Below are 24052 nucleotides of genomic sequence, written 5' to 3' on the forward strand. Positions count from 1 at the left end.
TTAATTAAGCTTTCTCTGACTGGTGGTGCGATTTAACACCGCCTGCTTTTCTTTCCTGTTAATAGTAATGATAGTTTTTATAGAAGTTAACTCTTTCTGCATAAAGAACAGCTTTACAATCGTCTTCAGCAATATGGAATGCATCGGTGTCCGACTTCATCATATAAGCTGAAGCAAGGCAATGCTGTTCAACATATTTATCCCAGTATTTTTTTGCTTCCTCAGCCGCCTGCGAAAAATCTTCATAATTATTAAAGCCATCTTTTCTTGCTGCATTTCTTTCTGAAAAATTTTTATAGGCGTTATTATATTCCCGTTCACTTCGAAGAGCGACGGCTCTCATACAGCTTGCTACGCTATCTTCCATAGTTATGCCATAACAGCTCTGTACAGTGGAGTTTTTATATATCTCTTCATCTGACACCTCTGGTGTTTCTTTTGAACTTACCACACCAGACCATAATAAAAGAGCCAACGAAACTATTTTAATCATCACAGGATATCACCTTAATAATCGTTCTGGATTATAATGAACAACGCATTTAAAAATATAACCTGCCAGATACATTCTAAGCTGACGTGCTCAGGACTATTCTCTTGTCACTCCATCATAAAATATTAACCCCTTCATTTTAATTGTAGGGATTCTCTTTATAATATTTAGCACGTTCAAGATAGAAACCAGCCTGGCAGGCATAATTTTCAGTATAAAAAGCATACGAATCCTTCATGAAATAGTAAGCTGAAACCAGGCATTCCTGCTCAACATATTTATCCCAGTTTTCTTTCGCCTTCATTGCGGCGTTAATAAACTCATGATAATTACTGTAACCATTTTTCCTTGCCCGATTCCTTTCAAGGAATTTTTTATATTCTTTATTGTATTCCTCGTAATACCGGCTTGCGACTGTCCCCATACAGTTAACCATCCCAACACTCATGCTTATGCCATAGCAGCTCTGCACAGTCGCATCATAAAATACATCTTCTTTATCTCTGTTTTCATATGGCGATGATGCTTGCAGACAAATTGAATAAGCCAGTGTTAAGACTATTAAGCCTTTTTTTAAGATCATATTAATTCCCTTGCAGATGCCTGATTCTTTTTGGGAGAGCTCGTACTGCATTAATCGGGGCTCTTTTTTATATTTATTATAAAGTCTCATTGAATCTTTTTTTTACCTTTTCGTAAGCTATCGTAAATAGCCTTACTTGTTGGGCTTCTGTAATTTCTCCAGTGTCACCCCGGTGAGTTTTTACGAACTTACCTGCCAGTCAGCGGTCGCGGCCAGTTAATAACCCTGATATTTCTCATAAAACCTGGCACGTTCTGAATAGCGTTTTTGCAGGCACTCATTATTATAAATGTCAAAAGCCCACGAACCTTTTATCGCGATATAAGCTGCAGCCAGACATTCATGCTTAACATAAGCATCCCATATTTTTTTTGCTTTTTCTGCCTCCTTAATAAATTCAGCATAATTATTAAAGCCTTTTTTGTTTTTAGCGTTCCTGGCAACAAAATTACGATATTCTTTGTTGTATTGATCTTCACTTTCGCCAGCTAAAGAGCCCGTAAAGTTTACTATCGCAGCAGACATATCCAGACTGTAACACGCTTCGACAGTAGCATTTTTTGTAGGAGATATCTTCTTCTTTATGCTCTGCTTGTTGCCCCTTAACAGCGCCAGACATGAGAAAAAATAAAATAATGATGTACATGATTTCCATATCATTTCACGGATCAGTCCCCCTTGATATTTCATATCAATGCGAGCATCTTTTATATTTTGACCAGGATTTCCCAAATCGTATCCTCTACCCATTGTCACTCCAGATTTCCATTTTTGACATTCATTTCTTTTCCCTGGCCAGTGAACTTTACGTGAGTACCAAAAGCTATCAGGTACATTCAGGCCCTCCGCACGAAAGGTTAACAATCCCTCTTCTGGTTCTGACATTAAAAGACCTCCTTGTTTTTCACTCATCCAGATAAAATCAGAAAATTTTAAGCTGAATTAATAAATCCGGAGTTACTCTTTTAACCTGACGCTATTTTTGATGGGAGTTAATTTAGCCACCTTTACTATTAATAACTCACAAGCGGATTTACTCTAAATAAGACATGTCCCGAAAGGTTTACGAGCAAACAGGAGAACTGTTATTCCGGGAAAAGAAGAGGATGTAGATGAGATGGAGATGGAGATGGAGATGGAGATGGATGATTATTAAGGCGTTTTACACAGAACTAAAACTTCGCAATGATTAGCCAGAAATTAGTGCTACGTTATAAATATAAGTAAGGCGAATCGTATAGTGCCGCTCAATAAGAGTAAAAACAGAAATCAGAGCCGGTCACCTTCCGCGACCGGCAATGCTGTTTATTTCTTCAGTCCGCTCACCAGCGCTTTGCGCTGCCCTTCCAGATCAATCACCCGGTTGCACACCTCACGACCGAAGTTCTGAAAATCCTGTTCCTGATTATTCCATTCCGTCTGGATCGCCTGCTGCAGTCCACCCAGGTTGCCCATGATCGCCTGCAGTGGGTTATTACTATTGCTGCTCTGTTTGGTGCCCATCTCATTCAGGCTATCCTGCAGCACCCCGCCCAGTGTGCTCTGCACAATGCGTTCGCCGTCAGCACGCACCTGATCGATGGCCTGATGATGGAAAGTCAGGCCGTCGCTGCGATGCTCAATAATGCGGTTCATCTGCTGCTTCAGCTGACTGTCCAGCGTGGTCAGGCGGTTACGCACATTGCTGTTGCTGCCCAGCTTTTCCACAATCACCTTATCCAGCGCGAGACGGCCTTTTTCCAGACGCGAGGAAGCACCGTTGTCGATCCAGGGCAGATCGCGGCGCAGTGCGTTCTGATAGTTGAGCGCTTTCTGTCGGGTGGCGCTGTCCACCTCGATTTTTTCGCCGTTAAGCTGCACCTCGCCCTGCGGGGAGATCACCAGATTGCCGTTACTGCCCACTACCTGCACGCTTTGCGGCGTAATCACCACATCATCCTGCGGCTTAACGCTGCACTCATAAGCTGCCTGCGCCTGCGCGGCGCTCAGCAGCAGGGCCGCCAGAAGAGCTTTACGAAACATATATTCTCCTTAAAAAGGATCCGCCAGCCTGCGAGTAAACTCAGTCCCACCAGACGTCGAACAGTTCAGTGACCTGAATATCTTCCAGCTGACGATCTTCCAGCCATTTACGCACCAGTTCACGATGCTCATCGGTGCATTTGCCGGTCTTCTGCAGGCAAACCAGCCCTTCCCACTGCAGATAGCCGCTGCCATCGTAGGCCAGCCCGTTGGGATCGATCGCTTCGTTAATAAAATCGTTCAGGGTATTGTCGATCTGCTCCTCGCTGCTGCCCTGCGGGAAGCGCCAGGCAACGGAAAAACCCAGTTCCTGGAATTCATCGATATGTAATTTCTTGCGCAAGCGACGGCTGCGTTGTTGTGCCATTATTTCACCCTCTCAAACATTAAATCCCATACGCCATGGCCCAGACGCTGCCCGCGCTGCTCAAATTTCGTTAACGGACGGGTTTCCGGACGCGGTACATAATTACCCTGTTCGGACTGGTTATGGTAGCCCTCTACGCTGTTCATCACTTCCAGCATATGCTCCGCATAAGCTTCCCAGTCGGTCGCCATATGGAAAACGCCACCCGGCTGCAGTTTACGCAGCACCAGCTCAGCAAACGGCACCTGTACGATGCGGCGTTTGTTGTGACGCGCCTTATGCCAGGGATCGGGGAAAAAGAGCTGCACCATCTGCAGTGAGTTATCCGGAATCATCTTCTCCAGCACTTCTACCGCGTCGTGACACATAACGCGCAGGTTTTCGAGCCCCGCCTCTTTTGCCGCGCCCAGACAGGCACCCACGCCTGGCGCATGGACTTCAATACCGAGGAAATTCTGCTGTGGATTGCTCTGCGCCATGTTGACCAGCGAAGCGCCCATGCCAAAGCCGATTTCCAGTACCACCGGTGCGTTGCGACCAAACAGCGCCACCAGATCCAGGGGTTCCGGCTGGAACTCCACGCCCATCAACGGCCAGTATTGATCGAGCGCCTGCTGCTGCCCTTTAGTCAAACGCCCCTGGCGGCGTACGAAACTGCGAATGCGACGCAATGGACGCCCGTTTTCGTCAAATTCTGGTGTGATGACGTCATTTATCATGTCAAAGCCTGCTGGTTAGCCTGTTCGGGGAAACGGGCATTATGCAAAGTTCATAAACAGAAGCAAGCCTTTGCAATCTTCCGGTTTACACCCTCCAGCGTCTGTGCTGGAATTCCTGCCTGAGTGTAGAGTAAACACGGAAAATTTCCTTCTTATGATGCAAGCGCCGCAGTTCGCGCAACAGGTGCTGGACTGGTATCAGCGCTTTGGCCGCAAAACCCTGCCCTGGCAGCAGAACAAAACGCCCTACAAAGTCTGGTTATCTGAAGTCATGCTGCAGCAGACTCAGGTGGCCACCGTTATCCCCTATTTTGAACGCTTTATGGCGCGCTTTCCCACCGTCAGCGACCTCGCCGCCGCGCCACTGGACGAGGTGCTGCATCTCTGGACCGGCCTGGGCTATTACGCACGTGCGCGTAATCTGCACAAGGCGGCGCAGCAGGTGGTGAGTCAGCATCAGGGCGAATTTCCGCAGAATTATGCTGACGTGGCGGCGTTGCCCGGCGTGGGGCGATCTACTGCCGGGGCGATTCTTTCCCTCTCTCTGGGGCAGCACTACCCGATTCTCGATGGTAATGTGAAGCGGGTGCTGGCGCGCTGCTATGCAGTGGCAGGCTGGCCAGGGAAAACAGAGGTCGAGAATCGCCTGTGGCAGATTAGCGAAGAAGTCACCCCTGCCGCGGGCGTGAGTCAGTTTAATCAGGCGATGATGGATCTGGGCGCGCTGGTCTGTACCCGTTCGCGGCCAAAATGTGACATCTGTCCGCTGAACAATGGCTGCATCGCTTACGCCAACGCCAGCTGGGCCAGCTATCCCGGCAAAAAGCCGAAACAGACGCTGCCGGAGCGCAGTGGCTGGTTTCTGATGATGCAGCGCGGCGACCAGGTCTGGCTGGAGCAGCGCCCGCCGGTGGGTCTGTGGGGAGGTCTGTTCTGCTTTCCGCAGTTCAGCAGCGAAGAGGCCCTGCAGGTCTGGCTTGATACGCGCGGTATCAAAGGCAAGCCGCAGCAGATGACCGCCTTTCGCCATACCTTTAGCCACTTCCATCTGGATATTGTTCCGGTGTGGCTGGCATGGCATTCAGCCGGTGCCGCGATGGATGAAGCGGGCGGTCTCTGGTATAACTTAGCGCAACCCCCGTCAGTTGGTCTGGCCGCGCCGGTAGAGCGTCTGCTACATGAACTGCGGCATCCCCGGCAACTGACGCTGCAAACGCGCGAGACCCAAGAGGAAGAGTAATGAGCCGCACAATTTTTTGTACTTATCTGCAACGTGACGCTGAAGGCCAGGACTTTCAGCTCTATCCCGGCGAACTGGGTAAACGTATCTATAATGAGATTTCCAAAGAAGCCTGGCAGAAATGGATGGCCAAGCAGACCATGTTGATCAACGAAAAGAAGCTCAACATGATGAACCCGGAAGATCGTAAAGTGCTGGAAAAGGAGATGGTGAATTTCTTGTTTGAAGGCAAAGATGTGCACATTGAAGGTTACACGCCACCCGAAGCGTAAATTTTGTGGCCTCAATCCTGAGGCCCTCTGACTCCAGTCCTGGCACTGATTTGAAATGAATAAAAAACTGATCGCCTTGCTGTTGGTAGCACCACTTTTGGTTTCATGTTCCGGAAAGAAAAAAGAACAGTTTCATGAAGAATGGGTAAAGGACACCAACGGGTTTGACATTCTGATGGGGCAGTTTGCCCATAATATTGAGAATATTTGGGGTATCAATGAGGTCCTGATCGCCGGGCCGAAAGATTACGTCAAGTACAGCGACAACTATTACACCCGCAGCCACATTAACTTCGAAAGCGGTAAGATCACCATTGAAACCATTTCCGGCACCGATCCGACCGCCAGCCTGCGTCAGGCGATCGTGACCACCTTATTGATTGGTGAGGATCCTGGTAATGTCGATCTCTATTCCGACGCCAACGATATTAAAATCAGTAAAGAGCCGCTGCTTTATGGCCAGGTGCTGGATAACACCGGGCAGCCGATCCGCTGGCAGGGGCGCGCCAGTAGCTTTGCCGATTATCTGATTCAGAATAAGCTGCAGCGCCGCGTTTCTGGCCTGCATGTGATCTGGTCCGTAACTATTCCTATGGTGCCAAACCACCTCGACAAGCGTGCCCATAAATATCTGCCGATCGTGCGCAAAGCGGCCGAGCAGTATGGGGTAGATGCTTCGCTGATTCTGGCGATTATGCAGATCGAGTCGAGCTTTAACCCCTATGCAGTCAGCCATGCCGATGCGCTTGGGCTGATGCAGGTAGTGCAGCATACCGCCGGTGTGGATGTTTTCCGCATGAAGGGCAAATGGGGCAAGCCGAGCCGCAGCTATCTGCTCGATCCGGAAAATAATATCGATGCCGGTACTGCTTATCTGTCGCTGCTGCAAAGTAACTATCTGGCGGGTATTGCTAACCCGGTCTCGCGCCGCTACGCGGTGATTACCGCCTATAACGGAGGGGCTGGCAGTGTCCTGCGTGTTTTCTCCAGCGATAAAGATCGTGCATTTTCGATGATCAATGCCCTGTCGCCGGGCGAAGTTTATGAGACGCTGACCAACAAGCACCCGTCGGCAGAGTCACGGCGCTATCTGTATAAAGTGAATAACGCCCAGCGCAGTTATCACCGGTTCTGATCACTGCCCCCTCACCCCGGCCCTCCCCGGAGGGAGAGGGGGTTGTCCCAGCCCCCTTGCAGGTGTGTGCCTGTTGCAGAACCGGCTGTGCACTCCCGTTAAGCGAAAGCCTCTCGTTGGGCACAGCCTGATTCCCTCTTCCCTTGGGAGAGGGTGACGGCAAGGGCAAGGAAAAAATGCGCCGCCAGTGATTACTGTGTCAGCAGCATATTCGCGACCAGGCGCTTCACGCCATGCTCATCCGTCTCGGTATAAACGCCCTGCAGTTCAGGGGAAAAACCTGGCAGCAGATTAATCCCCTCTTCCAGCGCCAGGAAGTAACGCTGTACCGCCCCGCCCCAGACTTCGCCCGGCACCACGCAAAGCACGCCTGGCGGATAAGGCAGTGCGCCTTCGGCGGCAATACGCCCTTCAGCTTTGGCTATCGGCACCAGCTCTACCTCGCCGCGAATATAAGCCTGATGGGCATCTTGCGGATTCACCCTTACTTCCGGCAGGCTCGTCTGACGAAACATCGCTTTCTGCAAATCTTTTACGCCATAGCTGACATACAAATCATGCATCTCCTGACAGAGACGTCGCAGCCTGTACCCCTGGTAACGCGCCGCGTGTTTACGAAAGAGACCTGGCAGCACATCGGCCAGCAGCGCATCCTCTTTCACATGCTGCTCAAACTGCGCCAGCATCGCCACCAGTTGCGCCATTTTCTCCGCGCTTTCCGCTGGCGTGAGCAAGAACAGAATCGAGTTTAGATCACATTTTTCCGGCACAATGCCATTCTCGCGCAGGTAATGAGCAAGAATGGTCGCCGGAATACCGAAGCTGGCATATTCGCCGCTGGCGGCGTCAATGCCCGGCGTGGTGAGCAACAGCTTGCAGGGGTCAACCAGATATTGTCCCTGTTCATAACCGGCAAAGCCGTGCCAGGCTGCCTCAGGTTCAAAACTGAAATAGCGCGGATCGGCTGCGATCGTTGCTGTGGTCGCATCCTGCCAGGCTTTGTCCTCAACGCGCTCCGGCAGAAAAGGTTTAATCATTTCACAGCGAGCCAGGATTGCTTTGCGCGTTTCGATACCCAGCGTCACGCATTCATGCCACAAACGACGGCCGGCGGCTCCCTGATGCATTTTTGCATTTACATCCAGCGCCGCGAACAGCGGATAAAAAGGACTGGTTGACGCGTGCAGCATAAAGGCGTTGTTCAGACGCTTATGGGGACAAAAGCGCTTCTGCCCACGGATATGATTATCTTTTTTATGGATCTGTGATGTCTGGGAAAAGCCCGCCAGTTGCTTATGTACTGACTGGGTGACAAAAATGCCAGGATCGTCCGGGGTAAGATCGAGCAGCAACGGCGAGCAGCTGGCCATCAACGGAATAAACTGTTCATAACCCAGCCAGGCAGAATCGAACAGAATGTAGTCACACAGATGACCGATACGATCGATTACCTGGCGCGCGTTATACACGGTGCCATCGTAAGTGCCGAGCTGAATAATCGCCAGCCGGAACGGGCGCGGCGCATTTGCCCGCTGCGGCGCAACCGCATTGATCTGCTGACGCAGATAGCGCTCATCAAAACAGTGCGCATCAATGCCGCCAATAAAGCCAAAGGGATTGCGTGCCGCCTCGAGATAAACCGGCGTGGCGCCCGCCTGGATCAGCGCGCCATGATGGTTCGATTTATGATTGTTGCGATCGAACAGCACCAGATCGCCGCGGGTTAACAACGCATTGGCGACCACTTTGTTGGCACTGGAGGTGCCGTTCAGCACGAAATAGGTTTTGTCGGCGTTAAAAACCTTTGCGGCAAATTTTTGCGCATCTTTCGCCGATCCTTCGTGGATCAGCAGATCGCCCAGCCTGACATCCGCATTGCACATATCGGAACGGAAAAGGTTCTCGCCGTAGAAATCATAAAGCTGCCGTCCCGCCGGATGCTTTTTAAAAAAGGCTCCGCCCTGATGCCCCGGACAGGCAAAGGTGCTGTTCTGCATAGCCACATATTTTGTCAGCGTGTCAAAAAACGGTGGCAGCACTTCCGCTTCGTAGCGATCGGCGGCGGCATTCAGTGCGGCACTATCCTGCGCCAGGCCGCGGTACGCACTGGTTCCTTCAGGTAACCCCTGCGCCTCGGACGCACTTTCCACAGCGATAAACAGCGGCAGATTAAAACCAGTATGACGCAACAGCGCCAGCATCCCGCTGCGCGAATCCGTCAGCGAAAGGACGACGGCCGCCACATCGGTGAAGTCAGTATTATCCAGCGTCACAACGTCGCGCGCGCTGTTAAGTGTGGGCGCCACGGCGGCGCTGGCTGCAATTTTCAGTGGTGTCATAACACAAATCCCCAGCAGGCAAGGATGAGTGGGTGCCAGAGGCACAGCAATGAGGATATTTCCCCGGCGAATAACGTCAGGCTGAGGCGAACAGCAACTGGTTACCGCCGCAACCGATAGACATCAGTAAAGCCAGATAACGCTCTGTCTTTACGCATGCCCAACAGCGAGCGTCAGACTGGCCTCACCGCATGGTGAGAGGGAAAACGGGGGAACAAAGCGAGACGCGCGCGCTGCGCAACAGGCGAAGCGCATGGCAACAAGTGCTGATTGCAAGCATTGTACCGGGCATGGCGGCGTCCTCAGGGTCAGGAAGTGCAAAACTGGCGCAATAATGTCACCTTTTTTTGCTAATCACAACCCACTAACCGTAATTAATTAATCATCACCCGAAAAGTTAACACTATGATTTAAAAGATATTTAATAAACACAATCGGATAAAAATGCTTAAATTACCTTGATTTATGCGAAATAATGCAAAACACCACAGCACACGCCGCCTGTTACGGTTACCGCATCCTGCGCTTAGCGTAAGAGGCAACGGCCAGTTAGTATAAAGCACGCAGCCTGTTACAACAGGCTCATCCTCTCCTTACCTTGCCGGAGGCAATATGTTTAAGGCTTTGGTCATTGATAACGACGAACGGGGTTACCGTACTACGCTGAAAACGCTGGATGAAAGCCAGTTACCCGATCACGATGTGACGCTGGAAGTGAGTTATTCCACCCTCAACTACAAAGATGCGCTGGCGATTTGTAACCAGGGCCCAATTGTGCGTCATTTTCCCATGGTGCCGGGCATCGACTTTGTTGGCCGGGTCATTGCCAGTCGTCATGCAAAGTGGCGCGAAGATGACGTAGCGCTGCTTACCGGCTGGGGAGTGGGTGAAAAAGAGTGGGGAGGCCTGGCACAAAAAGCCAGCGTTCCGGGCGACTGGCTGGTTGGCGTGCCTGCTGCGCTCAGCCCGTTGCAGACCATGGCCATCGGCACGGCAGGTTTTACCGCCATGCTGTGCGTACTGGCGCTGGAAAAACAGGGAATTACGCCCGATCGCGGACCGGTGCTGGTCACCGGGGCCAGCGGTGGGGTTGGCAGCTTCAGCGTCAGTCTGCTGGCTCGCCTGGGCTATCAGGTCATCGCGTCGAGCGGACGGGCCAGCGACAGCGACTATCTGATCGGTACGCTGGGCGCGACATCAGTCATTGACCGCGCTGAACTGGCGCAGCCAGGCAAACCGCTGGCGAAGGAGCGCTGGGCAGCAGCCATTGACAGCATAGGCAGCCATACGCTGAGTAACGTGCTGGCTGGCACGCAACGTAACGGCGTGGTAGCCGCCTGCGGTATGGCGCAGGGGCTGGACCTGCCCGCCAGCGTCGCCCCCTTTATTCTGCGTGGCGTGACGCTGGCTGGCGTTGACAGTGTGATGTGTCCGATACCACTGCGCGAACAGGCGTGGCAACGGCTTGCTGACCTGGTCGACAGCAAACAGTTACAACAGATGACGCAAACCATTCCGTTAAGCGAGGCGAAAAACGCGGCCCAGGATCTGCTGGATGGAAAAGTACGTGGCCGTCTGGTGGTGGATTGCCGTTAAGCGTCGGGCTTGTTCCTCTCCTGCGGAAAGGAGAGGAACAAAAAGCGAAGGATGTTTATCAAATTTAGCGATGCTGAAAACAGCAGCATAAAAGAGGAAAATCAGTCACCCGGTCACTGGCTGAAATAATATAAAGCTGAAATAGAGAAAAGTAACCAATACCCTTATAAAAATATAATTTCCGCCCGGCAGAAAGAGACGGCATTATTCTCTCCTTTCATCACAAAGGAGAGAAAATGATTATTTAATGTGCTGTTGCAGCAATTCAGCGAGGCGATTTAACGCAAAGGTGGCCCCCTGATCCATTACAGATTTAGGATCGCCGTTAAACTGATGCACTTCGGCAAACTGCTTATCGTCGGGTAGGTTCCAGCCGAACCAGATGGTGCCCGCAGGCGTGCCATCTTCCCCGCCGTCCGGCCCGGCGTAGCCGGTAATGGAAAGACTCACCGGCTCTCCCGAAAGCGCACAGGCACCATCCACCATTTCGCGTGCAGTTTGTTCGCTGACTGCCGTAAAGCGTTCAATAGTCTCTTCTTTTACTTTTAAGATGCGAATTTTGGCGTTATCGGTATACGTGATAAAGCTGCTGGTATAAAAGTGCCCGCTGTTTTCCACTGCCGCCAGCGCCATGCCAATCAGACCCGCCGTACAGGATTCTGCGGTGGTCATTTGTAGCTGCGCATCGAGCAAAATCTTACCCACTTTTTCCGCTGCGTCGCTCAGTGCTTTATCCATAAATCCCCCAGTTAAATATAAAGAGGTTAAAGTATGGTTGAAAAACCCGCTTTCTGCGTACCACGAGCGGCAGATTCAGCGAATATCAAATTGCTCTCTCTTTTCATTCAGCACTGTAATAATGAAATACCCCGGCGGGAAACACTGTTATTTAATGCCCTGCGTCGAAAGGCTGGATAATGCGCCAGTATCGTCAGAGAAATTAAGCCTTCTCAAAACGATACCGGCGTGCAGCTTATTTTTGATGCCAGTAGGCAACCGCGCGTACCCAGGTGGCCTCACATCCGCGATTCTGAATGAAATAGTCGCTGATCGCCTTCACTGCCTCCCCTTCACCGGTCAGCCAGATAAAGTAGTCGTGCTGTGGCAACGCAATATTCTCCAGCGCGGCAAACAGCGGGCCGAGATTCCCGCGCTGCATGGTGCCGCTGCCAAGCCAGCAGACATTAACGCCATCCAGATTGCCAAGATAATCCCGACCGGCCACCTCATCGACAAAAGCCAGCAAATACGTCTGCTCTGCCTGTAGCGATGCCTGACGGCGCTTAAACGCCGGCAAGCCGCTTTCATCACAAACGTAGAGCTGAAACGCATAGTCGTCAGGTACCAGCAGCGAGCCGCGCGGCCCTCCGATCACCAGCTCATCGCCCGGCTGCGCCCGGGCTGCCCAGTCGCTGGCAACGCCAGCCTCATGCCGGTAGAAATCGAGAGCCAGGGTCGATACGCCATCAAACGCGAACGGCGTATAGTCACGCGCCGTCGGGCGTGCGCCCTCTGGCCAGACAATGCCCTCCTCAGTGATCTGCGGCAGATGAAGCTCGCCGGTTTGCGCATCAGGGAAAAAGACTTTGATGTGATCATCAAAGCCCCGTGACTGAAAGCCCGCCAGCTCACTGCCGGTAAAAGTAATACGCCAGAAAAGGTTGGCAACGTTACTTTTGCTCACCACGCTAATGTGGCGGAAGCGCAGCGCATTACGCACCCGCTGCGGCACACGACAGTTACTCTCTTTTTGTTCGTCAGGCAAAGGGATCTCCTTGTTCCGGATGAAACCGGGAATCATTCTCATCTTCCCGCGAAGATAGCGATGATATATCCCGCACGCAATGTCGAAAAATGCGATCGGCCTGCGCTACGCACAAGACAAAAGTGAGACGGCGGTTATGCTCAGCCATAAACCGCCAGCCGGGAGCAAGGAAAGTCTGCAGGCAGCAGAAAGGTTTTATCTGGCAGGATGAAGCGCAATCAGGCGAGAGGGTTGCCGCACATCTGCATGCCCTGATCGTCATGGGTATGCTGAATTAACTGACCATCGCCCAGAATTTCATGCGGATGGCAATATGGTTGATGAGGATGAAGACCATTCGACGGCGTGGCGTATTCCGTCAGCTGAGCAGATGCGGTAAGCGGTAGCGCAGCGAGAGCAACAACAAAGGAGAATGTTGAAAGTCGCATAATAAGTAAGATTCGCATTAAGCGCCCGATAAGGGCAAGGAAAACAGATGAAAATCCAGCCTGAGAGGTTACTTGCAGTTTTTTTGATCGGCACTCAGGTTTCGGCGAGGAATTTTACGCTTATCTGTACCTTTTATTTATAAAATCGTGCGCTCACTCACACTTCCATGCACATATCGTGCTTATTCCCGACTGACCGGAATATAAAATTCCCCTTTCAACCACTCCGGCGTGCTGAGCTTCATATCCAGCTTGAGCAGATCTTTGCCCTGACGGCGCGCCACGCCCATCTGCGGTAAATAGAGATAGTAGATATCGGCGATAAACGCGGTGAGCTCTTCAGGCGTACCGCTCCAGGGAAGCCATGCATAGAGACCGGCAGGCGAGGACCAGTTCACCACATCGCGGGTCAACACATCGGCATACTGACTTTCCAGCGCCTGAAACAGGCTGATATGCTGCTGTTCAGCGGCACTGCAGCCGGGCCCGTATTGAAATCCCAGCCAGCCGCAGGTTACCTGCTGTCCGGCAAAGGCCACGAACTCACGCGCATGGAGAGCCACTTTCTGCGCACCTTCCTGAATATAATTACCAAATGCACATTCCCAGTTGATCATTTCACCGCACAGTGTCAGCGACGCTTTTTCAACCAGCTGAGGCTGCACCAGACGCGGCTGTACCACGATGCGGCTCTGAAAGGATTTCAGCTGCAGTTCAGGAATACGGCGAAACGCGCCGGGGGTCACAGCGAAATGGTTTTTAAATACGCGGGTAAAATTCTGCTGATTATCAAAACCAAAGCGTACCGCAATATCAATAAGCGACATCCGGGTCAGACGCAGCGCCATCGCCGACATCGTCAGACGCCGCTTGCGCGTATAAGAGGCCAGCGTCTGCCCGGTCATCTCTTTAAACATGCGCTGCATGTGCCATTTAGAGTAGCCCGACTTCAGACTGATAAGATCGATATTCAGTTCATCAGTCAGATTGGCTTCTATCCACTCCACCAGGTCGTTGATGTACTGCTTTTTCAGGGTATGGCTCAGCATTGCGTTAATTAGTCTGGATTTTTTTGAGGCAAAATTATAACAAAAGCCACAAAAGAACGTAAGGAAACGTAAAGATGAGCGGTTGTTTCATGCCTGAAAAGGCACAAATGGCTCAGATTTCTCTGTCACTACAAAAGAGTCTGAGTATATTTCGGCAGAATAAAGAGAATGAAAAATGCCAGTCAGCAGCACAGACTGGCATTGCGCAAGCGGTATTCACCGCTGGTGGGAGATAACGCTTAGTGGCTACGCATGCCGGCGGCGGTCATCATCATGCGGAACAGCGTGGCAACCACACCGAGAGCCAGCACGCTTGCGGCATAAATGACCACCAGCCAAAGAATACGTTTCCACAGCGGGGATTTTTCTTCTGTTTGCGTTTTCATCATGCTGAACTCCATTATCCCTGACCGACCCGCCTGACACACGCCATGCCGAATCGTCAGGGAAATCAATCAATGGTAACCTTCGTCCGCTTTGATTTTTCCGCGGAACACATAGTAGCTCCAGAAGGTGTAGCCGAGGATCATCGGAATAATCAGCAGACTACCTACCAGCATAAAGGCCTGACTCTGCGGTGGCGATGCGGCTTCCCAGATAGAGATGGAAGGCGGAATAATATTCGGCCAGATACTGATGCCCAGGCCGGAAAAGCCGAGGAAAATCAGCGCCAGCGTCAGCAGGAAGGGCGAATAGTGCGCCTGACGCTTGATGGCACGAATAATGCCCCAGGCACAAAGCAGCACCAGGATCGGCACCGGCAGGAACCAGAACAGGTTCGGCCTGCTGAACCAGCGGCTGGCGATATCGGCATGACTGAGCGGCGTCCACAGGCTGATAATTCCGACCACCACCAGCAGCGCAATCACCAGCGGCGTTGCCAGCGCTGACATTTTACGATGCAGTTCATTTTCGGTCTTCATAATCAGCCAGGTGCAGCCCAGCAGCGCATAGGCAACAACCAGACCCACACCGCAGAATAACGGGAAAGGCGCCAGCCAGTCCATTGCTGAACCGCTGAAGGTACGTCCCGAGACCGGGATGCCATTCAGCAGGGCGCCGACCGCGACACCCTGACTAAAGGTTGCCAGCACCGAGCCCGCGACAAAGGATTTATCCCAGAACGCACGGTGCGCTTCGGTCGCCTTGAAACGGAACTCAAACGCCACGCCGCGGAAAATCAGGCCAATCAGCATTGCCGTAAGCGGGATTGCCAGCGCATCAGCAATCACCGAGTAGGCCAGTGGGAAGGCACCATACAAACCGGCGCCCCCCAGAACCAGCCAGGTTTCGTTACCGTCCCAGACCGGCGCGACAGTATTCACCATCATGTCGCGCTCGCCTTTATCCCGGTTAAAAGGAAAGATCAGACCGATACCGAGGTCGAAGCCATCCATAACGATATACATCAGGGTGGCAAAAACGATAATCGTGAACCAGATAATGGAAAAATCGATCATCTTATTTTCTCCCTTCCGGATTGTTCAGGCTTTCAGGCGCTGCAGAGAGCGGACGTGCCGGCGTTTTGCCCTGACCTGGACCACCATGGCGCACATCATTACCTTCACCCGTAATCGGACCTTTCTTGATGAGACGCATCATATAGACATAACCCACCCCGAACACTGACGAATACACCACAATGAAAGCCAACAGGCTGATACTCATATGCAGTTCGCCATGACCAGATACGGCATCAATGGTGCGCTGCACACCGTAAACCACCCACGGCTGGCGACCAATTTCAGTCGTAAACCAACCCGCCAGGATAGCAATCAGACCGGAAGGCCCCATCAACAGAGCAAACCAGAGGAAGGGACGCGACTGATACAGCTTCTGTTTGTAGCGCAGCCAGAGACTGAGCACGCCCAGTGTAATCATCAGCAGGCCCATCGCGACCATCACACGGAACGACCAGAAGATGATGGTGGCGTTAGGTCGATCTTCTTTCGGGAAGCTCTTCAGCGCCGGAACCTGTTTATCCAGGCTGTGAGTCAGAATCAGGCTGCCCAGATAAGGAATGCCTACGGCATATTTAGTGCGCTCTTCTTCCATATCCGGCAGACCGAACAGCAGCAGCGGCGTCGCCTCACCCGGCGGGTTTTCCCAGTGCCCCTCTATAGCAGCAATTTTTGCCGGCTGATGTTCCAGCGTATTCAGACCGTGTGCGTCACCAACCATGGCCTGAATCGGCGCCACGATCAGCGCCATCCACAGCGCCATAGAGAACATCTTACGAATAGCCGGAGTGTCGTTACCGCGCAGCAGATGCCAGGCCGCAGACGCACCGACAAAGAAGGCGCTGGCAAGGAAGGCGGCAATGGACATATGGAACAGGCGATAAGGAAATGACGGGTTAAACACCACTTTGAACCAGTCGACCGGAACAACGATCCCGTTCTGAATTTCATAGCCCTGCGGCGTATGCATCCAGCTGTTAGAGGAGAGGATCCAGAACGTTGAGATCAGTGTACCGAGCGCGACCATGCAGGTGGCAAAGAAGTGCAGACCACGGCCAACACGGTTCCAGCCGAACAGCATCACCCCCAGGAAGCCCGCTTCAAGGAAGAAGGCGGTCAGCACTTCATAGGTCAGCAACGGACCGGTAATACTGCCTGCGAACTGCGAAAAGCCGCTCCAGTTGGTGCCGAACTGGTAAGCCATCACCAAACCAGAAACGACGCCCATCCCGAAGTTAACCGCAAAAATCTTTGACCAGAAATGATAGAGATCGCGGTAGCTTTGCTTGTTGGTTCGTAGCCACATGCCTTCGAGCACAGCCAGAAAACTGGCGAGGCCGATGGTAATAGCCGGAAAGATAATATGGAAGGAAACAGTAAATGCGAACTGTATCCTTGCAAGGATAAAGGCATCTAATCCAAACATTGCTTACCTCTTTGCCACATAGTACACCTTGTGTTTACTTATAATTAACAAGTTAAACGCAGCCGCAATATTTGCGCTGCGTTTAATTAAAATGTCACAATAAATCTTTGCAGATTTAGCGCACACAATCAGAAACAGTTGGGAGTGCAAAAACTATAGCAGCCTTTTTTGATTTTGATCATTGTTTTTATCAGAAATTACTTATTTAAAAATCCTGATGCAAGGTTAATTAAGCTGGATCAATGTAAAAGTAATGTTAGTTAACAGAAGCAGGAAAATCACATATTGCCAGAACAACAAAAAAGTATCCAAAAACACCTTACAGGTGGCTAAAGTGCGTTTTTTTCGGGTTAATAACGGGTAAATCAGACCGCCAGCACCAGGAAAATACCGTTGAACAAGGATTCAAAACTCTTATTATTCAATAAGATAACCATAATTTCTGATTTTTATCGGTATTGCACAAGAAAAAGTGCCGGGTAAGTAGCGCTGTCCGCAATTCTGATTTTTCACCGTCCGGAAGAGAGAGAAAAAGATTCTCTGTTGATAAGCAGAAATTGAAAAAATGCCGTCTTTAGTCTAGCGCGTTAAATAATGCCGCTCCTCTGGCTGTAATTAAGTCTTAGCCTCTGTCCTGGCGATTCGTTTCAGCGTCAGATCAACTACGCTTTAATTTCTTCTCTCCCGAAAGCCGCTTGTCTTTTCAGGGCCAGCACGAACTTTACCCTGTGCTCACAGACCATTTGCCTGCGTCTGCAAGCTGTGCTTTGTTATAGCGACAGCACTATCCTGTTAATCTGCTCAAGGAGTCGTTATGGCGCGTCTTACAGCACAAGATTTTCCCCGGGAGTTGCTTGAGCTTTATGATTATTATGCCCACGGCAAAATCAGCAAACGCGAATTTATCTCTCTGGCGGCGAAGTTCGCTATCGGCGGTCTCCCCGGTGCCTCGCTGCTTACCCTGATGAGCCCGAACTATGCCCTGGCGCAGCAGGGTGATTTTACCGACCCCGCCATTAAGCCTGAATATATTCACTATCCCTCGCCACAGGGGCACGGCGATGTCCGGGCTTATCTGGTACGTCCAACAGGCGTCAGCGGTAAAGTGCCTGCCGTGGTGGTAGTGCATGAGAACCGTGGTTTAAATCCTTATATAGAGGATGTGACACGTCGCGTGGCTAAGGCGGGTTATCTGGCGCTGGCGCCAGACGGCCTCAGTTCCGTAGGGGGATATCCGGGTAATGATGACGAAGGACGTGAACTGCAGGCGAAGGTCGATCCCGGCAAACTGATGAATGACTTTTTTGCAGCGGTAGATTTTATGCTGCAGCATAAAGAGGCCAGCGGCAAAGTGGGCATCACCGGCTTTTGTTACGGCGGCGGGGTTGCAAATGCGGCGGCGGTGGCGATCCCTGAACTCGCCTGCGCCGTGCCCTTTTATGGCCGTCAGCCGCCTGCTGAAGATGTAGCACGTATTCGGGCTCCGTTGCTTATTCATTATGCCGAACTGGATACGCGCATTAATGAAGGCTGGCCAGCTTATGAAGCGGCGCTGCAAGCGGCAGGTAAAACCTATGAAGCCTGGATCTATCCCGGCGTGAACCATGGCTTTCATAATGATTCGACGCCGCGCTATGACAAAGCCGCCGCCGAACTCGCCTGGAGCCGCACGTTGGCCTGGTTTAAGCGCTATCTGGCGTAAGCGCTTTCTTATCTGGCAGGTTGTGCTGTTTGACAACCTGCTCAATCTTTTCCTGACAGAAAAGGGTTATACCTAAATTTTTGATACCGCAGAGTACCTGAGATATCAGGTAAAAAATTATGGCCTGCTTATATGAGCTTTCATAATATAAGGCAACCGATAGTTGCATGTTTTTGCTTCATTTCTGATATCTTTTAATAATGCCACATATTCCATTCTTATCCGGGAATTGCTTTCTGGCGTTTTGTCCATTGCACTTAAACCAGCAATATACAAATTAGCCAGTCTCTTTCTTTTTTGTTGTATTTTTAATTTTTCCTTCTCCCAGTCCGGCGAGCCACAGGGTCTGTTTCTGATGTTTTTAAGATGCAACCTTAATGCTTTTAATTGCTTCTCATTTTTATCTGCACGTAAATTTAAAACAGAGTACGCTGAGGAAATAAACGAAGAAAGACTATTAACTGATGCCATATTTTTTCTCCAGTCCAGAAAGCCATGTTATAAAATAAAAATCTCTGCGGTTATTTCAATAAACGCTCATCTAAACATTGATCGTGACTTACGCATGTAAAAGGTCGATTTCAGAAAATTCTCCTGCTGAGAAGAGCCGTGACCGCGCGTCACAAGGCCTGTAAACCATTTTCGTCAGACAGCGTTAACCGTGGACTGACAACCTCTTACCCCGGTTCGCTTTGCACGCTCCGGGCGCGGCATGTGCCAGCGTCCCGCTCTGGCTAACTTCTGAAAGCACAGGCGGCAGAGAAGATAATAGATTTTCAGTATAAGATTTCTTTCCCGTTACGCTTGCCATGTTTCGCTAAAGGTTTTTTCGGCAGGAAGCAGTCTAAACCTCTTACCTGGCCCGAATCCAGAGTATTCTGTACCGCTGTTAAATGACCTTTTTTCTGTGCTATTTTCATATCTTTAAATTTATGCCTTTGTATTGTCTGTTTTTTTTGTGCTTATGCTTTTTAATAGACATTTTTTATTACTCTCATAGATATTTTGTAGTGTTGCCTGTACTTATGAGAAGCCTATAATTCTTACGTTCTTTCATTACTCATTACTCAGCAACCGAGAATCGTTCAGGAGGCCGTTATTAATACTTCTAACCAGCAACTTCACGCCGTTAATGATCTACGCGCAGATGCTGAAATTGAGTATCAATACGATCCTCATGAACTCAAGCTGGAGCGCATGCATGACTCGGAGCCCGAGCCGGAACTGATTGAAGGTCTGCCTGCGCCGGACGCCCTGACCCCTGCCGATCGCTATATGGAGCTGTTTGAGCATGTTCAGATGGGGCGCATTTTTGCCGACAGTAAAACTTTTGCCGACTGTGCGCCGAAATTCGATCCGCTGGATATTTTAATCCGCTATCGTCGACGTAAACGCGCACCCGACTTTGATCTGGTGAGCTTTGTGCATGAGCACTTTTATTTACCGCAGAGTAATGAAAGTGCTTACGTGTCGAACCCGGATAAAACTCTGAGCGAGCATATTGATGAGCTCTGGCCCGTTCTGACCAAAATGCCGCAGCAGCATATTGCGCATTCGTCATTATTACCGCTGCCGAAACCCTATGTAGTGCCGGGCGGGCGCTTTGGTGAGACCTACTACTGGGACTCTTATTTCACCATGCTGGGGCTGGCGGAAAGCGGCCGTGACGATCTGTTACGCAATATGGCGGATAACTTTGCCTGGCTGATTGATAACTACGGACATATCCCCAATGGTAACCGTACCTATTATCTGAGCCGCTCTCAGCCGCCGGTGTTTGCGCTGATGGTGGAGCTGTTTGAAGAAGATGGCATACGTGGCGCCAAACGTTATCTCGATCATCTGATGAAAGAGTACCAGTTCTGGATGGATGGCGCGGGTGCGCTGATGCCAAACCAGGCTTATCGCCATGTGGTACGGATGTCTGATGGTTCCCTGCTGAACCGCTACTGGGACGATCGCGACACGCCGCGCGACGAGTCCTGGCTGGAAGATGTGGAAACCGCGCGCTTGTCGAGCCGTCCGGCTAACGAGGTCTATCGTGACCTGCGCGCCGGAGCCGCTTCCGGCTGGGATTACTCTACGCGCTGGCTGCGCGATCCCAGGCGTCTGGCGAGCATCCGGACAACGCAGTTTATTCCCATCGACCTGAATGCGTTTCTTTACAAGCTGGAGGTGTTGATCTCCACCCTGTCGCGGGCGAAAGGTGAAGAACTGACCGCGCTCGCCTGGCAGAAAAAAGCGGCGTCACGTAAAAGTGCCATTAACCGCTACCTGTGGGATAAAACGGCGGGCGTTTTCCGCGACTATGACTGGCGTCGTCAGCGCTTTGGCGCCTTTACCGCGGCAGCTGTGGTGCCGCTGTATGTGGGTCTGGCGACCCCGGAACAGGCGCATTTACAGGCTATCGCCCTGCGCCAGCTGTTGCTGACCCCGGGCGGGCTGGTAACCTCCATGGTCGAGAGCGGCGAGCAGTGGGATAAACCCAACGGTTGGGCGCCGCTGCAGTGGATGGCGGTTCAGGGTCTGAACCACTATGGCGAAGAGACGCTGGCGACAGAGATTGCTGTAAACTGGCTGACCACGGTCAACAACTTCTATAACCTGCATCACAAGCTGGTAGAAAAATATGATATCAGCGGCGATCGGGCGCGTCCGGGCGGCGGCGGTGAATATCCGCTGCAGGATGGATTTGGCTGGACCAATGGTGTTACGCGACGCCTGTTATCGATGTATGGCCATCTGCTGGCAGATTAAGCCCTGCATATACAGAGCCTGAACCACGCTGTTCAGGCTTTTTTTTGCCCTTTTTCCTGCAAAACCACAGCGCTTTCTCGCTCTGTCACCGCCTGGCATCCCGGTTTGCCAGCTGACGCATTTGCTTATGCAAAAAACTCTTTTTCTTTCAGATTCGCAGCACGGGTAACATGCCATGCATGCACCCGGTTGCTGTTGATTCTTCTCGCTTGCTTTACTTACTAAGGGAAAACATTATGTCAGGTCTGCGTTCTTCGCTTTCCGCTACGCTTCTGTTTGCTGCGCTGGCCAGCACTTTTTCGCTTCAGGCTGCTGAGCAAGTGGTGCGCATCGGCTACCAGAAATCTTCAACCCTGCTGATGTTGATCAAACAGCGTGGTGATCTGGATAAAACCCTGGCGGAACAGGGTGTCAAAGTCAGCTGGCATGAATTTTCCAGCGGTTTACCGCTGCTGGAGGCGCTTAATTTGAATAATGTCGATCTCTCTGCCGATGTGGCAGACACGGTGCCGGTATTTGCTCAGACCGCCGGGGCCAGTCTGACCTATTATGCGCGGGAGACCCCCTCCCCTGACGCCCAGGCGATTCTGGTTCCTGCCGACTCGCCAGTCAAACAGCTGGCAGATTTAAAAGGGAAGAAAATCGCCGTGACCAAAGCGGCAGGCAGTCACTATCTGTTAATTGCTGCGCTGAAAAAAGCGGGACTAAGCTTTAGCGATATCACCCCGGCCTGGCTCACCCCTGCAGACGGACGCGCCGCGCTGGAAAACGGCAGCGTAGCAGCTTGGGTGACCTGGGAGCCCTTTGTTACCAGCGCCCGCCTGCAGCAAAAGGTACGTGTACTGCAAAGCGGCCGCGGCCTCGCCAGCTATCAGCGCTACTATCTGGCTTCCAGCGATTATGCCAGCAAGCATCCTGAAGTACTGAACACCGTCTATCAGGCATTAAATAAAGAGGCGAGCTGGCTGAAAGCCCATCCGACAGCAGCGGCGAAACTGCTCTCTCCGCTGTGGGGAAACCTTCCGGTTGAGGTTGTTGAGCAGGCAAACGCCCGGCGCAGCTATCAGGTCGAGCCGGTCACACTCAACGATTTGCATGAGCAGCAGGCGATCGCCGATGCCTTTTATGCAGCAAAACTGTTGCCCAAACGCATTAATGCCCAACAGGTGGGCAGCTGGCAGCCCGAGCAGAATCAGTAACAAAACACGCGGCGCTAACGCGTAGCGGATGACCTGATGAAAATGCCCCGCCGGAGAACATACCGGCGGGGCATTTCATTATCAATCGCGGGGCGAAGTTAAGCTACCGGTTGCGGCAGTACTTTACCTGGCAAAACCGACGTTATTTCTTCGCTTCTGCATCCGGATCCGCTGAGCGCAGCAGGAACCTTTCGGTGGTTTGCGGTAGATGGGTATAGCACCATTCCGCCATATCGATCTCCTGATCGCGAATTTGCGTCAGGATGCGTACGCCTTCCTGGTCGCCCACCATTTCCGCCGCCTTAATCAGCGCGGTATAGTTGGCAATTTCAAACTGTTCGAAAACATAACCACTGATCGCGCCTTTTACCACTTCATCCGAAGTAAACATGCCGCCCATCGCCTGTCCCATGGCACCCATTTTACCCATGGTATCTTTAAGCGTTGAACGTGAGATGTTGTGGCTATCCATCAGCTGTTCCAGCAGAGCCTGCTGCTGCTTCGTCTCTTCAAGATGCTGAGCAAGGCGCGCTTCCAGTTCAGGATAGTTTTCAAGACGTTTGGACATCTTGTCGAGCATAGTTTCCGCCTGCTCTTCCATCGCATGGGCATCGCGTAACCAGTCATGGTAGTTCTCAATTGCGGTAGTACTCATACGCTTCTCTCCCTTTCTGACAGTTAGCTGATGCTTTCAGCTACCTGGGTCAGTTTGACATCGGTATTTTTCTCTTCTTCCAGCGTCTCCTGTAGCAGCTTAGCGGCTTCTTTATAGCCCAGTTTCACAGCCATCGCATACAGGGTGCCGTAAGTGGCGATCTCGTAGTGCTCAACCTTCTGCGCCGCGCCAATCAGACCCTGGTCGCGTACTTCGCCTTTTTCTACGGAATCGATGATTTCCTGCGCTTCTTCAACCAGTCCTTCCAGCGCATGACACTTCATGCGTTTCAGCTTGATGCCTTCCGTTTTTTCAATCAGCTGATCCAGACGCTCGATTTGACCCTGCGTCTCTTCAAGATGCGTCTCAAAAGCCGTTCTCAGACTTTCATCGCTGGCGGCACGTGCCATTTTAGGCAGGGCGCGGGTAATTTGTTTCTCAGCGCTGTAAACGTCTGATAAATCGTGAATGAAAAGATCTTTAAGTGTTTTAACGGTCATTGGGCCTCTACTCCATTAAAGTGTTAGCGAAGCGGTATTTGCTTAACAGCGGTGAAATCACTTCTTGGAACCACACTAAAACTCTAGCGGGTATTCGGCAGCTTTCTAGCTTAACCCTGCGCTTTTCGGCAAAAATAAGTCTAATCCCAACGTTTTTTTAAAGAAGAAGAAGGAGTTAGCTGTCATATTTTTTTCAACCCACATAAGTTTGTTGTACAGCGTTCAACATAAAAACTGTACAGCCTGTAAATAAGCTGTATAAATAAAATCCGCAGAAAACCCAGCTTTATTTGTTACGGATCAATATGCCAGATGAAATAATAGCAGGCGGTTTATACCACCCGT

The 24052-nt window shown here is 51.3% G+C and carries 24 protein-coding genes; 7 read left to right on the forward strand and 17 right to left on the reverse strand.

The window, feature by feature from the left end:
* Positions 1-58 precede the first annotated feature (58 nt).
* From E0E17_RS03690 to trmB, 6 genes are all read right to left on the reverse strand, one after another.
* The gene (locus E0E17_RS03690) at positions 59-493 is read right to left on the reverse strand and encodes a lysozyme inhibitor LprI family protein (RefSeq protein WP_237680813.1); all 435 of its coding nucleotides are present in this window, start codon (positions 491-493) and stop codon (positions 59-61) included.
* Positions 494-632: 139 nt separating this feature from the next.
* The gene (locus tag E0E17_RS03695; RefSeq protein ID WP_130831648.1) at positions 633-1076 is read right to left on the reverse strand and encodes a lysozyme inhibitor LprI family protein; all 444 of its coding nucleotides are present in this window, start codon (positions 1074-1076) and stop codon (positions 633-635) included.
* A gap of 216 nt (positions 1077-1292) precedes the next feature.
* Complete coding sequence (locus tag E0E17_RS03700) at positions 1293-1961, reverse strand: DUF8812 domain-containing protein (protein ID WP_130831650.1); 669 nt, start codon at positions 1959-1961, stop codon at positions 1293-1295.
* 420 nt (positions 1962-2381) lie between these two features.
* Complete coding sequence (locus E0E17_RS03705; protein WP_130831652.1) at positions 2382-3098, reverse strand: YggN family protein; 717 nt, start codon at positions 3096-3098, stop codon at positions 2382-2384.
* Between the two features lie 40 nt (positions 3099-3138).
* Positions 3139-3465, reverse strand: coding sequence for a YggL family protein (locus E0E17_RS03710; protein WP_130831654.1), 327 nt, complete (start codon positions 3463-3465; stop codon positions 3139-3141).
* Positions 3465-4184 carry a tRNA (guanosine(46)-N7)-methyltransferase TrmB gene (gene trmB, locus E0E17_RS03715; RefSeq protein ID WP_130831656.1) on the reverse strand — a complete coding sequence of 240 codons (720 nt, stop codon included), beginning with the start codon at positions 4182-4184 and terminating at the stop codon, positions 3465-3467. Before trmB ends, E0E17_RS03710 begins: the two co-directional genes overlap by 1 nt.
* Positions 4185-4338: 154 nt before the next feature.
* On the opposite strand from trmB, the gene mutY reads away from it, so the two are divergent.
* From mutY to mltC, 3 genes are read left to right on the forward strand one after another with little or no spacing between them, the layout of a single operon-like run.
* Positions 4339-5424, forward strand: a complete 1086-nt coding sequence (gene mutY, locus E0E17_RS03720) for an A/G-specific adenine glycosylase (protein WP_130831658.1) — start codon at positions 4339-4341, stop codon at positions 5422-5424.
* Entirely contained in the window at positions 5424-5696 is a 273-nt protein-coding gene (locus E0E17_RS03725) for an oxidative damage protection protein (protein WP_130831660.1), read from the forward strand. The genes mutY and E0E17_RS03725 overlap by 1 nt, the downstream gene beginning before the upstream one ends.
* Before the next feature lie 55 nt (positions 5697-5751).
* Positions 5752-6831, forward strand: a complete 1080-nt coding sequence (gene mltC, locus E0E17_RS03730) for a membrane-bound lytic murein transglycosylase MltC (RefSeq protein WP_130831662.1) — start codon at positions 5752-5754, stop codon at positions 6829-6831.
* A 191-nt stretch (positions 6832-7022) separates the two neighbouring features.
* On the opposite strand, the gene E0E17_RS03735 is transcribed toward mltC, so the two are convergent.
* Complete coding sequence (locus E0E17_RS03735; RefSeq protein WP_130831664.1) at positions 7023-9170, reverse strand: ornithine decarboxylase; 2148 nt, start codon at positions 9168-9170, stop codon at positions 7023-7025.
* Between the two features lie 612 nt (positions 9171-9782).
* On the opposite strand from E0E17_RS03735, the gene acuI reads away from it, so the two are divergent.
* A complete protein-coding gene (acuI, locus tag E0E17_RS03740) occupies positions 9783-10766 on the forward strand; it encodes an acrylyl-CoA reductase (NADPH) (protein ID WP_130831666.1) in 984 nt (327 codons plus the stop codon).
* Between the two features lie 240 nt (positions 10767-11006).
* Here the strand turns inward: acuI and E0E17_RS03745 are convergent, their stop codons facing one another.
* The 7 genes from E0E17_RS03745 to E0E17_RS03775 form a co-directional block, all read right to left on the reverse strand.
* The gene (locus E0E17_RS03745; protein ID WP_130831668.1) at positions 11007-11504 is read right to left on the reverse strand and encodes a CinA family protein; all 498 of its coding nucleotides are present in this window, start codon (positions 11502-11504) and stop codon (positions 11007-11009) included.
* Between the two features lie 235 nt (positions 11505-11739).
* Positions 11740-12531 (reverse strand): siderophore-interacting protein, encoded by a 792-nt coding sequence (locus E0E17_RS03750; RefSeq protein WP_237680756.1) that lies wholly within the window; start codon positions 12529-12531, stop codon positions 11740-11742.
* A gap of 218 nt (positions 12532-12749) precedes the next feature.
* Positions 12750-12959, reverse strand: a complete 210-nt coding sequence (locus E0E17_RS03755) for a hypothetical protein (RefSeq protein WP_130831673.1) — start codon at positions 12957-12959, stop codon at positions 12750-12752.
* Positions 12960-13141: 182 nt separating this feature from the next.
* The gene (locus E0E17_RS03760; protein WP_130831675.1) at positions 13142-14008 is read right to left on the reverse strand and encodes a helix-turn-helix domain-containing protein; all 867 of its coding nucleotides are present in this window, start codon (positions 14006-14008) and stop codon (positions 13142-13144) included.
* Positions 14009-14247: 239 nt separating this feature from the next.
* The gene (locus tag E0E17_RS03765) at positions 14248-14394 is read right to left on the reverse strand and encodes a DUF2474 domain-containing protein (RefSeq protein ID WP_130835457.1); all 147 of its coding nucleotides are present in this window, start codon (positions 14392-14394) and stop codon (positions 14248-14250) included.
* A gap of 69 nt (positions 14395-14463) precedes the next feature.
* Positions 14464-15468, reverse strand: coding sequence for a cytochrome d ubiquinol oxidase subunit II (gene cydB / locus E0E17_RS03770; protein ID WP_130831677.1), 1005 nt, complete (start codon positions 15466-15468; stop codon positions 14464-14466).
* 1 nt (position 15469) lies between these two features.
* Complete coding sequence (locus E0E17_RS03775; protein WP_130831679.1) at positions 15470-16894, reverse strand: cytochrome ubiquinol oxidase subunit I; 1425 nt, start codon at positions 16892-16894, stop codon at positions 15470-15472.
* Positions 16895-17708: 814 nt separating this feature from the next.
* On the opposite strand from E0E17_RS03775, the gene yghX reads away from it, so the two are divergent.
* Complete coding sequence (yghX, locus tag E0E17_RS03780) at positions 17709-18596, forward strand: YghX family hydrolase (RefSeq protein ID WP_130831681.1); 888 nt, start codon at positions 17709-17711, stop codon at positions 18594-18596.
* 117 nt (positions 18597-18713) lie between these two features.
* Here the strand turns inward: yghX and E0E17_RS03785 are convergent, their stop codons facing one another.
* The gene (locus E0E17_RS03785; protein ID WP_130831683.1) at positions 18714-19067 is read right to left on the reverse strand and encodes a hypothetical protein; all 354 of its coding nucleotides are present in this window, start codon (positions 19065-19067) and stop codon (positions 18714-18716) included.
* Positions 19068-19751: 684 nt separating this feature from the next.
* Between E0E17_RS03785 and treF the strand changes: the two genes are divergently transcribed.
* Positions 19752-21353 carry an alpha,alpha-trehalase TreF gene (treF, locus tag E0E17_RS03790; protein WP_237680814.1) on the forward strand — a complete coding sequence of 534 codons (1602 nt, stop codon included), beginning with the start codon at positions 19752-19754 and terminating at the stop codon, positions 21351-21353.
* Positions 21354-21589: 236 nt separating this feature from the next.
* Positions 21590-22552 carry an aliphatic sulfonate ABC transporter substrate-binding protein gene (locus E0E17_RS03795; protein ID WP_130831687.1) on the forward strand — a complete coding sequence of 321 codons (963 nt, stop codon included), beginning with the start codon at positions 21590-21592 and terminating at the stop codon, positions 22550-22552.
* A 142-nt stretch (positions 22553-22694) separates the two neighbouring features.
* On the opposite strand, the gene E0E17_RS03800 is transcribed toward E0E17_RS03795, so the two are convergent.
* Together E0E17_RS03800 and E0E17_RS03805 are read right to left on the reverse strand one after the other, a co-directional pair.
* Positions 22695-23207 (reverse strand): ferritin-like domain-containing protein, encoded by a 513-nt coding sequence (locus E0E17_RS03800; RefSeq protein WP_130831689.1) that lies wholly within the window; start codon positions 23205-23207, stop codon positions 22695-22697.
* A 23-nt stretch (positions 23208-23230) separates the two neighbouring features.
* Positions 23231-23707, reverse strand: a complete 477-nt coding sequence (locus E0E17_RS03805) for a YciE/YciF ferroxidase family protein (protein WP_130831691.1) — start codon at positions 23705-23707, stop codon at positions 23231-23233.
* Positions 23708-24052 lie beyond the last annotated feature (345 nt).

The sequence above is a fragment of the [Erwinia] mediterraneensis genome (assembly GCF_900604315.1).
Lineage (GTDB): Bacteria > Pseudomonadota > Gammaproteobacteria > Enterobacterales > Enterobacteriaceae > Pantoea > Pantoea mediterraneensis_A.

Bases quoted from the DNA above. Each gene is read 5' to 3' on its own strand.
- E0E17_RS03765 (WP_130835457.1), bottom strand. From the start codon at position 14,394: ATGAAAACGCAAACAGAAGAAAAATCCCCGCTGTGGAAACGTATTCTT.
- E0E17_RS03695 (WP_130831648.1), bottom strand. From the start codon at position 1,076: ATGATCTTAAAAAAAGGCTTAATAGTCTTAACACTGGCTTATTCAATT.
- E0E17_RS03725 (WP_130831660.1), top strand. From the start codon at position 5,424: ATGAGCCGCACAATTTTTTGTACTTATCTGCAACGTGACGCTGAAGGC.
- E0E17_RS03795 (WP_130831687.1), top strand. From the start codon at position 21,590: ATGTCAGGTCTGCGTTCTTCGCTTTCCGCTACGCTTCTGTTTGCTGCG.
- E0E17_RS03800 (WP_130831689.1), bottom strand. From the start codon at position 23,207: ATGAGTACTACCGCAATTGAGAACTACCATGACTGGTTACGCGATGCC.
- E0E17_RS03690 (WP_237680813.1), bottom strand. From the start codon at position 493: ATGATTAAAATAGTTTCGTTGGCTCTTTTATTATGGTCTGGTGTGGTA.
- yghX (WP_130831681.1), top strand. From the start codon at position 17,709: ATGGCGCGTCTTACAGCACAAGATTTTCCCCGGGAGTTGCTTGAGCTT.
- cydB (WP_130831677.1), bottom strand. From the start codon at position 15,468: ATGATCGATTTTTCCATTATCTGGTTCACGATTATCGTTTTTGCCACC.
- E0E17_RS03745 (WP_130831668.1), bottom strand. From the start codon at position 11,504: ATGGATAAAGCACTGAGCGACGCAGCGGAAAAAGTGGGTAAGATTTTG.
- E0E17_RS03710 (WP_130831654.1), bottom strand. From the start codon at position 3,465: ATGGCACAACAACGCAGCCGTCGCTTGCGCAAGAAATTACATATCGAT.
- E0E17_RS03805 (WP_130831691.1), bottom strand. From the start codon at position 23,707: ATGACCGTTAAAACACTTAAAGATCTTTTCATTCACGATTTATCAGAC.
- E0E17_RS03705 (WP_130831652.1), bottom strand. From the start codon at position 3,098: ATGTTTCGTAAAGCTCTTCTGGCGGCCCTGCTGCTGAGCGCCGCGCAG.
- mutY (WP_130831658.1), top strand. From the start codon at position 4,339: ATGATGCAAGCGCCGCAGTTCGCGCAACAGGTGCTGGACTGGTATCAG.
- E0E17_RS03700 (WP_130831650.1), bottom strand. From the start codon at position 1,961: ATGTCAGAACCAGAAGAGGGATTGTTAACCTTTCGTGCGGAGGGCCTG.
- E0E17_RS03785 (WP_130831683.1), bottom strand. From the start codon at position 19,067: ATGGCATCAGTTAATAGTCTTTCTTCGTTTATTTCCTCAGCGTACTCT.
- acuI (WP_130831666.1), top strand. From the start codon at position 9,783: ATGTTTAAGGCTTTGGTCATTGATAACGACGAACGGGGTTACCGTACT.
- E0E17_RS03775 (WP_130831679.1), bottom strand. From the start codon at position 16,894: ATGTTTGGATTAGATGCCTTTATCCTTGCAAGGATACAGTTCGCATTT.
- mltC (WP_130831662.1), top strand. From the start codon at position 5,752: ATGAATAAAAAACTGATCGCCTTGCTGTTGGTAGCACCACTTTTGGTT.
- E0E17_RS03760 (WP_130831675.1), bottom strand. From the start codon at position 14,008: ATGCTGAGCCATACCCTGAAAAAGCAGTACATCAACGACCTGGTGGAG.
- trmB (WP_130831656.1), bottom strand. From the start codon at position 4,184: ATGATAAATGACGTCATCACACCAGAATTTGACGAAAACGGGCGTCCA.
- E0E17_RS03735 (WP_130831664.1), bottom strand. From the start codon at position 9,170: ATGACACCACTGAAAATTGCAGCCAGCGCCGCCGTGGCGCCCACACTT.
- E0E17_RS03755 (WP_130831673.1), bottom strand. From the start codon at position 12,959: ATGCGACTTTCAACATTCTCCTTTGTTGTTGCTCTCGCTGCGCTACCG.